This window comes from unidentified bacterial endosymbiont, from assembly GCF_918797525.1.
GTDB lineage: Bacteria > Pseudomonadota > Gammaproteobacteria > Enterobacterales > Enterobacteriaceae > Enterobacter.
Genome location: NZ_OU963893.1, coordinates 3,292,293 through 3,305,588 on the forward strand (window position 1 = coordinate 3,292,293; position 13,296 = coordinate 3,305,588).

11 protein-coding genes and 2 pseudogenes are annotated in these 13,296 nt (G+C 53.3%); 5 read left to right on the forward strand and 8 right to left on the reverse strand.

The features are described 5' to 3' along the window. Positions 1 to 7: 7 nt before the first annotated feature. Positions 8 to 1,603: an ABC-F family ATPase gene (locus NL510_RS15640; RefSeq protein WP_253378037.1), complete on the reverse strand. Its 1,596-nt coding sequence runs from the start codon at positions 1,601 to 1,603 to the stop codon at positions 8 to 10. Positions 1,604 to 1,825: 222 nt separating this feature from the next. Here NL510_RS15640 and ldtB point away from each other — a divergent pair, with 222 nt between their 5' ends. After that, complete coding sequence (gene ldtB / locus NL510_RS15645) at positions 1,826 to 2,746, forward strand: L,D-transpeptidase (RefSeq protein ID WP_253378038.1); 921 nt, start codon at positions 1,826 to 1,828, stop codon at positions 2,744 to 2,746. 40 nt (positions 2,747 to 2,786) lie between these two features. Here ldtB and NL510_RS15650 read toward each other — a convergent pair whose 3' ends face one another. The 3 genes and pseudogenes from NL510_RS15650 to NL510_RS15660 form a co-directional block, all read right to left on the reverse strand. Continuing rightward, complete coding sequence (locus tag NL510_RS15650) at positions 2,787 to 3,503, reverse strand: GntR family transcriptional regulator (protein WP_253378039.1); 717 nt, start codon at positions 3,501 to 3,503, stop codon at positions 2,787 to 2,789. Positions 3,504 to 3,514: 11 nt separating this feature from the next. Continuing rightward, positions 3,515 to 4,841, reverse strand: a pseudogene (locus NL510_RS15655) (PTS sugar transporter subunit IIC). Between the two features lie 50 nt (positions 4,842 to 4,891). After that, positions 4,892 to 6,268, reverse strand: coding sequence for a glycoside hydrolase family 1 protein (locus NL510_RS15660; RefSeq protein WP_253378040.1), 1,377 nt, complete (start codon positions 6,266 to 6,268; stop codon positions 4,892 to 4,894). A 114-nt stretch (positions 6,269 to 6,382) separates the two neighbouring features. Between NL510_RS15660 and NL510_RS15665 the strand changes: the two genes are divergently transcribed. Beyond that, on the forward strand, positions 6,383 to 6,628 hold the full coding sequence (locus NL510_RS15665; protein WP_253378041.1) for a hypothetical protein: 246 nt from the start codon (positions 6,383 to 6,385) through the stop codon (positions 6,626 to 6,628). On the opposite strand, the gene NL510_RS15670 is transcribed toward NL510_RS15665, so the two are convergent. The 3 genes from NL510_RS15670 to mntR all read right to left on the reverse strand — a co-directional run bounded on the left by NL510_RS15670 (position 6,614) and on the right by mntR (position 9,131). Next, positions 6,614 to 7,237, reverse strand: a complete 624-nt coding sequence (locus NL510_RS15670; protein ID WP_301308568.1) for an aldo/keto reductase — start codon at positions 7,235 to 7,237, stop codon at positions 6,614 to 6,616. The genes NL510_RS15665 and NL510_RS15670 overlap by 15 nt on opposite strands. Before the next feature lie 314 nt (positions 7,238 to 7,551). Further along, the gene (locus NL510_RS15675; RefSeq protein WP_253378042.1) at positions 7,552 to 8,661 is read right to left on the reverse strand and encodes an anion transporter; all 1,110 of its coding nucleotides are present in this window, start codon (positions 8,659 to 8,661) and stop codon (positions 7,552 to 7,554) included. Continuing rightward, positions 8,658 to 9,131 (reverse strand): manganese-binding transcriptional regulator MntR, encoded by a 474-nt coding sequence (gene mntR, locus NL510_RS15680; protein WP_253378043.1) that lies wholly within the window; start codon positions 9,129 to 9,131, stop codon positions 8,658 to 8,660. The genes NL510_RS15675 and mntR overlap by 4 nt, the downstream gene beginning before the upstream one ends. A gap of 183 nt (positions 9,132 to 9,314) precedes the next feature. Here mntR and mntS point away from each other — a divergent pair, with 183 nt between their 5' ends. Together mntS and NL510_RS15690 are read left to right on the forward strand one after the other, a co-directional pair. Beyond that, entirely contained in the window at positions 9,315 to 9,443 is a 129-nt protein-coding gene (gene mntS, locus NL510_RS15685) for a manganase accumulation protein MntS (protein ID WP_253378044.1), read from the forward strand. Between the two features lie 283 nt (positions 9,444 to 9,726). After that, the gene (locus NL510_RS15690) at positions 9,727 to 11,310 is read left to right on the forward strand and encodes a phosphoethanolamine transferase (protein WP_253378045.1); all 1,584 of its coding nucleotides are present in this window, start codon (positions 9,727 to 9,729) and stop codon (positions 11,308 to 11,310) included. An 89-nt stretch (positions 11,311 to 11,399) separates the two neighbouring features. On the opposite strand, the gene ompX is transcribed toward NL510_RS15690, so the two are convergent. Beyond that, positions 11,400 to 11,918 (reverse strand): outer membrane protein OmpX, encoded by a 519-nt coding sequence (ompX, locus tag NL510_RS15695; RefSeq protein WP_253378046.1) that lies wholly within the window; start codon positions 11,916 to 11,918, stop codon positions 11,400 to 11,402. 354 nt (positions 11,919 to 12,272) lie between these two features. Between ompX and rhtA the strand changes: the two are divergent. Beyond that, positions 12,273 to 13,161 (forward strand): annotated as a pseudogene (gene rhtA / locus NL510_RS15700) (threonine/homoserine exporter RhtA). The last annotated feature ends 135 nt before the right edge of the window (positions 13,162 to 13,296 follow it).

Consider the following 13,296-nt stretch of genomic DNA (forward strand, 5'->3'; position numbering starts at 1 on the left):
AATTATTTTAGTTATCGATACCTTTACTGCGCAGGTAGTCTTCGTAGTTGCCGGTGAAGTCCACCACGCGCTCTGGCGTAATTTCGATCACGCGAGTCGCCAGCGAGCTAACGAACTCACGGTCGTGGGAAACGAAGATCAGGGTGCCCTGATACATCTCCAGCGCCATGTTCAGCGACTCGATAGATTCCATATCCAGGTGGTTGGTAGGTTCATCCATCACCAGAATGTTAGGTTTTTCCATCATCAGCTTGCCGAACAGCATGCGACCTTTTTCACCACCAGAAAGCACTTTAGCAGGCTTTTTAATGTCGTCCTGGCTGAACAGCAGTCGCCCCAGAATGCCGCGCACCGCCTGCTCGTCGTCGCCTTCCTGCTTCCACTGGCTCATCCAGTCGAACACCGTCAGGTCGTTTTCGAACTCAAACTCATGGTCCTGCGCGTAGTAACCAATCTGCGCATTTTCAGACCATTTCACGGTGCCGTTATCCGGCTGCAGTTCACCGACCAGGGTTTTCAGCATCGTGGATTTACCCACGCCGTTAACCCCCAGAATGGCAATTTTCTCGCCCACTTCCAGCAGCAGGTTGACGGTTTTGAACAGCGGGCCGCTCTCGAAGCCTTTCGATAACGCTTCCACTGCCAGCGCGTTACGGAACAGTTTTTTATCCTGCTCGAAGCGAATGAACGGGTTCTGACGGCTGGAGGCTTTCACTTCGTCAAGTTTGATCTTGTCAATCTGACGCGCACGAGAGGTTGCCTGGCGCGATTTAGACGCATTGGCGCTAAAGCGGCTGACGAAGGACTGCAGGTCAGCAATTTGCGCTTTCTTCTTGGCGTTATCGGCCAGCAGACGCTCACGCGCCTGGGTGGCTGCCGTCATGTATTCATCGTAGTTGCCCGGATAAACGCGCAGCTCGCCATAGTCCAGATCCGCCATATGCGTACAGACCATGTTCAGGAAGTGACGGTCGTGCGAGATGATGATCATGGTGCTGTCGCGGTCGTTCAGCGTCTGCTCCAGCCAACGGATGGTGTCGATATCCAGGTTGTTCGTCGGTTCGTCGAGCAGCAAGATATCCGGGTTAGAGAACAGCGCCTGGGCCAGAAGCACACGCAGCTTCCACCCCGGCGCAACTTCGCTCATCGGGCCGTAATGCTGCTCTACCGGAATACCGACGCCCAACAGCAGTTCACCGGCGCGCGATTCCGCAGAATAGCCGTCCATCTCGCCGTACAGCACTTCAAGATCGGCCACTTTATAGCCGTCTTCTTCGCTCATTTCAGCCAGGGCGTAGATGCGGTCACGCTCTTGCTTCACTTCCCACAGCTCCGCGTGCCCCATGATCACGGTGTCGAGCACGGTGAACTCCTCGAAGGCGAACTGGTCCTGACGCAGCTTACCGATACGCTCGTTCGGATCGAGCGATACGTTGCCAAGCGTCGGCTCTAAGTCGCCGCCGAGGATCTTCATAAAGGTGGATTTACCGCTACCGTTGGCACCAATCAGGCCGTAACGGTTGCCGCCGCCAAATTTGACGGAAATGTTTTCGAACAGCGGCTTACTGCCAAACTGCATAGTGACGTTGCTGGTAACTAACACGGGGAGATTCCTGCGAAAAGTGTGATAAACACGGCATTATGCCACAATTCCGAATTGAGATCCCGTGTTGCAGCTTTCCACTAAACTTTAACAAAACTGAAAAAAATGTGATTTCGTACACATCTGAATTCCCTGTTAACAGGAATGCACATATAATGCGCTCCCATCACAGATTCAGACTTATCAACCAATCGCCAGAGTGGCCAAGATACCTCGCATAACATGAACATGAAATTAACAACGCTTTTTGCGGCGGCGTTAGCCGTAGTAGGTTTTTGTAAGACTGCGTCAGCGGTGACGTATCCTCTGCCGACTGACGGAAGCCGTCTGGTAGGTCAAAACCAGGTTGTCACCGTTGAAGAGGGTAACAGCCAGCCGCTGGAATATTTTGCCGCGCAGTATCAGCTCGGCCTGTCCAACATGCTGGAAGCTAACCCGGGTGTCGATCCCTATCTGCCTAAAGCGGGAACCGTGCTGAACATTCCTCAGCAACTAATCCTGCCGGATACCGTTCATGAAGGTATCGTTATCAACAGCGCGGAGATGCGTCTGTATTACTACCCGAAAGGCACCAACACCGTGATCGTGCTGCCAATCGGTATCGGTCAGTTGGGCAAAGATACCCCGCTGAACTGGACCACCAAAGTTGAGCGTAAGAAAGCCGGCCCAACCTGGACCCCAACCGCGAAAATGCACGCCGAGTACATCGCTGCCGGTGAGCCGTTGCCAGCCGTCGTTCCGGCAGGCCCGGATAACCCAATGGGGCTGTACGCGCTGTACATTGGCCGCCTGTACGCAATTCACGGTACTAACGCTAACTTCGGTATCGGCCTGCGCGTCAGCCACGGCTGCGTACGTCTGCGTAACGACGATATAAAGTTCCTGTTCGATAACGTGCCGGTAGGAACCCGCGTCCAGTTCATCAACGAACCGGTAAAAGCGACCTCTGAGCCAGATGGCAGCCGTTACATCGAAGTACACAACCCGCTGTCTACCAGCGAAGACCAGATTAACAACAATGAAATCGTCCCTGTCACGCTGAACAGCGCGGTGCAGGCCGTGACGTCTCAGGCGGATGTGGAAACGACCATTGTTGACCAGGCCATTCAGAACCGCTCGGGTATGCCGGTTCGCTTGAATTAATCGCCTAAAATCACCAGGCGGGCGTTGATGCCCGCTTTTTTTATCCGTTATTGACGATGACGATCCCGCCGTGGTCGTACCGATAATGACAGTGGGCGTACTCCAGCGGCGTGCCATCTTCCAGATAGATAACCTGCTCCACCTCCAGCACCGGATCGCTTTGCTCACAGATCAGGTGCTGCATATCCAGCGCGTTCGATTTTAGCGCCCGCACCACCCGATACGACCCCATAATCTTTAGCCCCAGCGTCTCCTGCACATAGCCAAACACCGAGCTTTCAAGATGGCTTTTGTTCAGGCCAGGCACCAGGTTCAGCGGCATAACGGTTGAATCCAGCGACATTGGCTCGCCGTTAAGCAGGCGCAGACGAATAAAGTCATAGATCGGCGCATCTGCATTGATCATCAGCGACGCTTGCTCTTTTTCATTCGGAAAACGCAGTTCAAAATGGACCACCTGGCTTGTGACCGTGCCCAGATGCGCCCAGGTTTTGGTAGCGCCAAAGTAGTCGCTGCCGGAGAGATCCCACTGCGAGAGCTGCAGAAAATTTTTGCGGATGAACGTTCCCTGCCCCTGACGGGTATAAACCAGCCCTTCGACAATCAACTGACGCATGGCCTGCTGAACGGTCATTCTGCTGGTGCTGAACTCTGCCGCCAGCGCGAACTGGTCCGGAAGCGGTTCACTGGCGGCATACTGCTGGCTGATAATGCGTTTTTTAATTTCCCGCGCTATGGTGATGTACTTCGCCGCCATCGTCCCTTCCTTTAATTAGTTTCTATCCCACTGTTTTTTATAGCCACTCTCTCGGCAATTTTGAGGAAAGGCAGGTAGAAGAATACACCAAATATAATGATTGCCAACTGCACCACCACCGCTCGCCAGTCCCCCGCCGTGGCAAGCCAGGCGCTCAAAATGGGCGGTGTTGTCCACGGGATCATCACCACACAGCGCGACATTAACCCCAGGGTGGTACAGAGCCAGGCGACATAAATGCCAATGGCGGGCAGCAGAACAAACGGGATCATCAGCGGCAGGTTAAAGACCACGGGCAAGCCAAAAATCACCGGCTCGTTGATATTAAACAGACCCGGCGCCAGCGACAGACGCGCTACCTGTTTCGCCGATTTCTGCCGCGAGAAGATGAATATGGCAATCAGCAGCGAAATCGTACTGCCAGTACCCCCGACCATGCCAAACGTCGGTACAAAGATATTGTTGATGATATGCGGGATCGGCTGGCCGTTGGCAAAGGCCAGCATGTTCTCGTTGGTGTTGATAAGCAGGAACGGCTCCAGCACCACACTGTTAACGACCGACTGATGAATGCCCAGGGTGAACAAGAAGTTACCAAAACTGTAGATAAAAATCGTACCCGGCAGGCTGGTGTTAATCAGACGCAGCGGCTGCTGGATAAAGGTCGTGATCAGATGGATCAGATCCGTATGCAGCACGTTCGCGAGCACCGCCGCCAGAATAGCAAACAGAGAGAGCGTGAGCAGCGTTGGGATCAGCGCGGTAAAAGATTGACTGACCGCCGGCGGGACGTTGTCCCCCAGTGAAATCTGGAGTGCTTTGAGCCGGGAGATGGCGATAAACAGCTCCGTTGAGAGTAAGCCAATCAGTACCCCCGGCAAAAATGCCGGTCGAGCCGATATTGGCGAAGGTGAGCACCTAGGTCATATTCACCGCGGCGTCGCTGCCGACGGGGGTAAGCTGTAAGCGCATCGGCATCATGATGATAAAGCTACTGATGGCGATAACCACCGCCGAAACCGGGTTGTCGAAATCCTTGTTACGCGCCAGCGACCAGGCAATCATCGGGGCCAGCAGCAGTGCGGCAATATTCAACGTACCGTTGATAATCGCCTCACCCCAGACCTTAAACTGTATGAGCGTGTCGCCTTCAAAGATCCACGGGAACACCACGTTGTTCACCAGTACCGCCAGTCCGGCGAGGATAAAAATCGGCATTACCGTGGCGAAGGCGTCGCGCAGGGAACGAAGGTGCACCTGGTTTGCCAGGCGCGCCGAAAACGCTACAAATCCGTCGACAAAGGACTGCATCGCAGGTGTGATTTTTGTTTCAGACATAGCGGAACTTCCTGTTAATCAGTCACAAAAACGGCCCGGCAGCGTACGGCTTACATCTCGCGTCCGTTGGTATGGATAACCTGTTTCAACCACGCATAGCTTTTCTTCGGCACACGCTTCAGGTCTTTCAGGTCGTGATTTTCCCGGTTGACGTAGACCACGCCGTAGCGCTTGCGCATGTCGCCCTGTGAGCTAAGAATGTCGATCAAGCCCCAGCCGAGATAGCCGATGACCACTGCCCCGTCCTCAAACATCGCCTCTTTCATGGCCTCGATATGTGCCCGGTGATACTCAATACGGTAGGTATCCTCAATCGGGTTAACGCCATCCCAGGATTCAATCACCCCAATGCCGTTTTCAATCGGGAATACCGGCATTCGCCAGTCGTTGGCATAGCGGGTGATGATGGTACGAAAGCCCAGCGGATCGATCTGCCAGTTCCACTCCGTGGCGTTCAGATATGGATTGTTTTTCTCGCCGTGCAGCAGGTAATAATTAACCGGCGTCCCTTCAGGAATGGCATCGCTGTCCAGGGTTTTACTGGCGTAGTAGCTGAAGGCCATGTAGTCGTTTTTAGTGCGTGCCAGAAGCTGAAGGTCTTCAGCGCGGTAAATATCAGCGAACCCTTGCTGTTCAACAACCGCCATCACCGCCGGGCTGTATCCCTGGCCAGCAAAGACGCGCAGCAGGTTCTGGTTGAGGAATTCGTCGTATTGCTGGGCACAGAAGATATCGCGCGGTTTGCAGGTGGCCGGGTAGATCAGCTGATGCGCCAGCATTCCGCCCATCAGTTGGCCCGGTTTGGTCTGATGGAGATAGTCAGTCAATGCCATGTGCGCGACCATGGTGTGATGCTGCAGCTCGTACAGCTCGCGCAGGGTTTTCTCCCCTTTCATGTAACCTGAAATCCGGAAGGCTTCCGGCATATGGAAGATGTTTTGTTCGTTGAAGGTCAACCAGTACTTAACACGGTCACCAAAACAGTCGATCATTTTTTTACCGTAGCGAATGAAGGCATCCATCACCCGGCGATCGTTGAAACCGTTATACTCCTGCGCCAGCGCCAGGGGCATATCGAAATGGTAAAGGCAGATCATCGGCTCAATGCCGCGGGCAATCAGATCGTTAATAAAACCATCGTAAAAGGCGATCCCTTCGTCATTAAAGTCGCCGTCGCCCTGCGGGCAAACGCGGCTCCACGAGATCTGGAAGCGGTAGCAGTTCATGCCCAGATCCTGCATTAAATCGAAATCTTCACGATAGCGGTGGAAGGCGTCAGTAGCGACTTTCCAGTCAGAAATATTTTCCCCGGCTTCGCGGATGTCGTACACCGACATCCCCTTTCCGCCCTCATTCCATGCCCCTTCCGTTTGCATGCTGGATACCGAGTTACCCCAAAAAAATTTGGCTGGCAGTGTTAGCTTCATGGTCGCTCCCTATATGACTAGTCATTTAATATTCATGACTAGTCATATAAGTGAGGATGCAAAATCAAGCAAAGAGAAGGATCGTTTTTTGTGAGATGGACAGGAAAAAACCGGGTGAGGTGGATACCGGATTTCGTTATTGACGGCGCCTGGGAAGTCATTCATAACTCAGAAATCAAATGCGGCTGTCTGGCAGGACAAAACTGTATTATCGTGCCTTCCCCTGCACCTGGGCCAAAAAATGACTCTTCACAGCAGGTGACGCTGACAATAGGCCTGTTTTTTGATGGCGCAGGACAGCGCAATTATCGCCGCCATTCGTCAGGGGCTGCCGGGAAAAGAGGATTATTGATTGGCTAATTGACCACGACGATACTCGCCCTGCCGCTCCAGCATCCAGCCCGGATATTCGCGCGGTAAGGCGCTGACAGCATCCAACTGTTTACGCTCTTCCTCGCTTAAGCGGACATCCGTTGCAGCAATATTATCATCCAGTTGATCGACGCGTTTTGCGCCAATAATTACGCTGGTTACCGCTTTTTGATGCAGCAGCCACGCCAGCGCAATTTGTGCTACCGACACGCCCTTGCTCTCAGCAATGGTGCGCATCACCTCCACGTCTCCTTCACGCTGCTGATAATGTGATAACGCGAGCTGCCGCGCGAGTTCACTCCAGCGGTCCCCGTTTCGCCAAAGACTTTGGTGGCGACAACCACCTTTTTCACGCGGAATTTTCAGGTTTTTCAGCGCCTGGCCGACGATCTCCTCCGCACGCCCTTCGGAATAGACGTCAGCAGTGTCGATGAAGTTAATCCCGGCATCCAGTGCGCGGCCCACCAGTTGCTCGGCTTCGCTCTGCTGTAGCTGACCAATCTTACCCCACATACCGCCTTCGCCGCCGAAGGTCATGGTGCCAAGGCACAGCTCAGACACAAACAGACCGGTGTTGCCCAGTTTTTGATAACGCATAAGGTACTCCTCGCATGTCGATTGGGTATCCATTAGTTATACCCGCCCCACAGCCATTGCGAATGTGCTGTTCCTGTCCGTTTCTTGCCCAAATCTCTGAATCTTTATCCGCACGGGGCGTCGCCAAAGACGGGGTAATCCAGATCGCGCGCGCTCTGCTGGGCACGCGCCACCTTCACGCTGGAGAGCCAGGAAAGAAGCCCTTCGAACTTTCTGGCCAGTGGCAGCGGTCCTGTCAGTGAGCGGCATCACGCTATGCCGTTCACTAAAGCCAGGACGTTTGTACATTTACAGGAAAACGGACAAATAGCGCACTAAATGAGAAGAAATAGTCCGTAACCGACTGACGCGGCCCATAACAGCATCGGGATCGACCAGAGATGGAAGCGCCACCAGATGCGGCGGTCGTTAGCCATGCGCAGGGCAATCAGGTTCGCAAGCGACCCTGGCAGCAGCCCGAAGCCGCCAATATTGACCGCCCACGCCAGCAGCATGTTAGCGGGAACATAATTGAGCAGCAAAATCGTGGACGGGACGTTACTGATAAACTGTGAAAGGCCTATCGCCGTCAGCCACAATTCAGGCTGTGAAAGCCCGCTGACGCCGTGCAGAACGGTTTGCAAAACCGGTAGCTGAATGAGTAAATGCACATCGATAAACATCGCCACAAATACCAGCAATAGCGTCCAGTCCACGCTTATCAACACGCGTCTTGCCAGCACCAGGAAGCCTGCCGCCACCAGCAGCACGCCGACAAGCTCAACCTTCAACTCAAGCGCGGCAAGAAAGACGATGTAAAGCGCGAGGCAGCTCCAGACCAGATGGGGCTGCCACTGCGGGCCGGTGCTGCCGCTATGGTAATGCAGTTTTTTATCCGGGAATGCGAACCAGCAAACTACCAGTAGCGACATCATTATCACCAGCGCCAGCGGCGCCATCTGCCAGGTAAAAGCCGCGAAGGACAGCCCGGAGCGTCCCCAGAGAAGGATATTTTGCGGGTTGCCGATGGGGGTCAAAAGGGAACCGGCGTTCACGGCCAGGGCTTCGAAGATGATGAGCCAGGATACCGGGATCTCGCACAGCTTACGCAGCGTAAGCGTGAGCGGCACGATGATGAACAACGCCACATCGTTGGTCAGGAAGGTCGACAGCACCGCCGCCGCCAGCACCATAAACAGTGAAAGCCTGCGCTCGGTGGCAAACCGACGCACCATTTTGCGCCCCAGCACGTCAAAATACCCGCTCAGTTCCACCCCTTTGGTGAGCATCATCAGCCCGCTCAGGGTAATAATCGTGCGCCAGTCAATGGCGGCGGGCCAGTCGTGAGGGGCAAAGGGCACAAAGAAGCTTAACCCTGCGCCAATAATAAGTAACAGATGAAAAAAGCGATCGCCAGCCAGCGCCCGCAATCCAGGGATTGTCATTCAGCAGCAGGCCCGTACTTGAGAGTAAATTCACGGAATTTCACCAGCGTCTCTTCACTGACGTGGTGTTCCATCCCTTCCGCGTCCCGGCGGGCGATCTCCTGGCTTACGCCCAGCACCAGCAAAAAGTTTTCAACAATCTGATGACGCTCGCGGCTCTCCTGGGCCAGCTTCTCCCCTTGTGCCGTGAGAAATACGCCGCGCCAGGGGATCATTTCGATCAACCCCACCGAGGCAAGACGCTTTAACATCTTGGCGACGGTAGGCTGAGACACCCCAAGGCGCGCGGCCATATCTACCTGACGCGCCTCGCCGACTTCACGAATTAAATCGGAAATCAGTTCCACATAGTCATCAATCAGCTCGCGCCGGTGCGCTTCACGTACCTGGCGGAATCCTTCGACATGCTCTTCAACATTCACCAGTTGCGTCGTTTTTTTTGTTGTTGGCTTACCTGCGCGACGGTTCATTGTGGTTCCTCAGTGGGGGTGACGCTTCCAGCGCCCTGTAACGGAGCGCACAGTGTAAACCATAGCTCTGCAAGCACAAAAAATTAACGAATTAGCCGTAGCTATACAATATAGCCTGTGCTATATCTGTATGTAATGCAGTCACCCTTCATGGATCGAAGGGATCAAATATCAGGAGGTCCAATGAATGAATTCAAGAGGTGTATGGCCGTGTTTACTCACTCTCCTTTTAAAGTACGATTAATGCTGTTGAACATGCTGTGCGATATGTTTACTCACAAATCGCAGCAGGAGGATAATTCATCTCACTAAGCGGCGTCGCGGTACGCCGCTTCATCTTTGCGTCACATGTCCTCTGTAAACTGGCCTCTCGCCGCCTGATCCCCGATCTTTTTCACGGATTTGTAATCCCTCTCGCAAAACATACGTTTAACTTCTGTTGACCTTATTTCGCGCTCGCACTATCTTCTTGCAGCCCTGCACAATTTGCGGCTCGCTGAAGCGGACCCTCATGCCCTCTCCACGCACTGTCAGGCAGGTTATGACCCTTGGCGCCAGGGTGAGCACATGGCGTTTTCATGCATGATAGTGACCTATGAATTTAACCCTGATCGACACCGTTGTGACCCGCAGTCGGGCCTTGAACCCGTGGACGGGGTTCTACTTTCTGCAATCGTTATTGATTAACTTTGCGCTCGGCTATCCATTTAGCCTGCTCTACGCCGTTGCCTTCACCTGCATTCTGCATTTACTGTGGCGAAACGCGCCGGGCGTGCAAAAAGCGTTTCTCGGGGCCTGCTCTCTCATCGCGGCCCTCTACTTCCCGTTCAGCCAGGCTTACGGCGCCCCCAACTTTAATACCCTGCTGGCGCTGCACTCGACCAATATGGAAGAGTCAACGGAGATCCTGACCATCTTCCCGTGGTACAACTACGTTGTTGGCCTCTTTATCTTCGTCACTGGCGTCATTGCGGTTCGTCGCAAAGCAGAAGAGAAAAAAGCGTGGAGAAAAATTGAAAGCCTGTGCCTGGCGTTCAGCGTGGCGACCTTCTTTGTGGCGCCGGTGCAAAATCTGGCCTGGGGTGGCGTTTTCAGGCTAAAAGATACGGGCTACCCGGTATTCCGCTTTGTGAAAGACGTGGTGGTCAATAACCAGGAAGTGCTGGACGAACAGAGCCGTATGGCCGAGCTTTCCACGATGAAAGACACCTGGACGGTACTGGCGGTGAAACCGAAATACCATATCTATGTGATGGTGATCGGCGAAAGCGCGCGCCGGGATGCGCTGGGTGCTTTTGGCGGCCACTGGAATAACACGCCGTTTGCCAGTTCGGTCAACGGCACGCTGTTTACGGATTACATCGCAGCCAGCGGCTCTACGCAGAAATCACTCGGTCTTACGCTTAACCGCGTCGTCGACGGTAAGCCGCAGTATCAGGATAACGTTGTTACGCTGGCAAACCGCGCCGGTTTCCAGACGTGGTGGTTTTCCAATCAGGGACAAATTGGTGAATACGATACGGCGATCGCCAGCATCGCTAAACGGGCTGACGAAGTGCAGTTCCTGAAAAACGGTGATTTTGAAGCCGATAAAAACACCAAAGATGAAGCGTTGCTGAAGATGACCGCGCAGGTCTTCGCCACTCAGCGCACCCAGCCGCAGCTGATTATCCTGCACTTGATGGGGTCACACCCGCAGGCATGCGATCGTACCCAGGGAAAATACGCAGAGTTTGTGCAGTCCAAAGAGACCTCTTGCTACCTCTACACCATGACCCAAACCGACGATCTGCTAAGCAAGCTGTACGCCCAGCTTCGCAATACGGGCGTCACATTCTCGCTGGTCTATTTCTCCGATCACGGTCTGGTCTTTAAAGAGCGCGGTAAAGAGGTGCAATATCTGGCGCACGATGACCAATTCCAGCAGAACTTTCAGGTGCCGTTTATGGTGCTGTCGAGTAATGACAAACGGCATCGCATTATCAAAGCGCGTCGTTCAGCCAATGATTTCCTGCAGTTCTTCTCGCAGTGGACGGGGATTTCTGCCAGGCAGATAAAAAATGATTACCCATTTATCTCGGATAAGAAAGCTCCCCGGGCTTATATTACCAACTTTAAATTACAGAAAGTTGACTACACTCATCTTGGGATGGATGTGTTTGATGTTAACAACCAGTAGTCCGTGGGTGCTTCTCAGTAAAAAAAACGGGATAAACAGCAAAAAAAATCCGCCACGTTGGGCGGATTTTTATGAGCTCACCGAAGTGATTAGAAGCGGTAACCTACGCCTGCGATCCAGGTGCCAACGTCAACGCTGCGGATACGGCTCTGCTCATAGGAGAAGTCCAGAGCAACGTTTTCGATTGGGTTGAACTGCAGACCAGCGCCATAAGAGAAGCCGTAGTCGCTGGTGCTTGCAGTGCGGTCAGCAGAATCGTTAGCCGTCTGCTGGGTTTTACCGTAGCCAACACCCACAACACCGTAGATGCTTGCCCAGTCGTTCAGACGGAAAGCAGGACCTGCAGTGACGCCGTAATATTGAGCTTTGTTGTACAGGCCGTTATCAGAATCATTTTTTTCGGTGTAGGTGAAAGAACCGATCACGCCCAGCGGGTTGTTATCCTGCTCGTAACGATACTTCAGGTTGAAACCGCTAGCTTTGTTCATCACGCCCTGATAGTCGCTCTGAGCGTAACCACCAGTAACGGTAGAAGTAGCAGCTACTGCGGTACCTGCGGAAACGGCCATAACAACAGCCAGTGCTGAAAGACATGCAATTTTTTTCATAACCACCTCAAATGTGCTTCAAGTAAGTCCGTAAGTTTTAAATATATCAAAAAATCTTTTGAAACTCTTTGAGAATAGTAATGTCTAATGAAATTTTTCCTGTAACAAAATATTTCCAACATCAGCTATCTCTCTAAAATCTCGCAGATTTTCCTCTTTTAAATGCTGATTTTGCGCGTCAATGGCACCGCATTCATCCAGATTATTCCTAAACTGAACGCTGCGAAATCCACCAAAGCTTTACCATTCTACGCATTTAACCGCGTTTTTTTTCAACGGCGACTCAACCGTTGCAGCATATTTACATTACACTGCTGCTTTTACGTTGCCTGACATAAATTGACAGGAGAAAGGATGCCAGGGTTATCCCGCAAAACGCCGGTCTGGATGCCGGTTGCTATAATACTGATTGCCATGCTCTCCATTCAAAGCGGTGCCTCGCTGGCAAAATCGCTTTTCCCCGCTGGTGGGCGCTCCTGGTGTTACCGCGCTGCGTATCGCGCTGGGCACCGCTATCCTGGTGGTCATTTTCAAACCGTGGCGTTTACGCTTCAAAAAGGAACAGCGCGCGCCGCTGCTGTTTTACGGGCTATCGCTGGGTGGAATGAACTATCTGTTCTATCTCTCTATCCAGACCATCCCACTGGGGATCGCCGTTGCGCTTGAGTTTACCGGCCCGCTGGCGGTGGCGCTCTTTTCTTCCCGCCGCCCGGTGGATTTTATCTGGGTCGTGCTGGCCGTTCTCGGGCTGTGGTTTTTACTCCCGCTGGGCCAGGATGTCTCGCATATCGACCTGACGGGGGCCGCACTGGCGCTGGGCGCTGGAGCCTGCTGGGCGATTTATATTCTTTCCGGGCAGCGCGCCGGGGAAGAACACGGCCCGGCGACCGTCGCGCTGGGTTCGTTGATTGCCGCCATTATCTTTGTGCCAGTCGGTATGGCGCAGGCGACAGATTCCATCTGGCAATGGTCGATTCTGCCGGTAGGGCTCGCCGTTGCGATCCTCTCTACGGCTCTCCCCTACTCTCTGGAGATGATTGCCCTCACCCGCCTGCCGACGCGTATCTTTGGCACGCTGATGAGCATGGAGCCCGCCCTGGCCGCCGTTTCTGGCATGGTGTTTCTGGGGGAGACCTTAACGCTGACCCAGACGCTGGCGCTCTGCTCCATCATCGTGGCCTCTATGGGATCAACATTGACAATGCGCCCGGAGCCAAAAGTACAAAAAGTCGACATCAATTAATGCCGCCGCTTCTGCATGGCTTAACGGCCATGCAGAATAAAGGCCATTTCGGGCTTAATAATATTTACTTACAGGTGATGGGTTGTTTCTTAAATAGCCTCTGTACCAGCAGAGCGTAAAGTAAATTAAGATTGC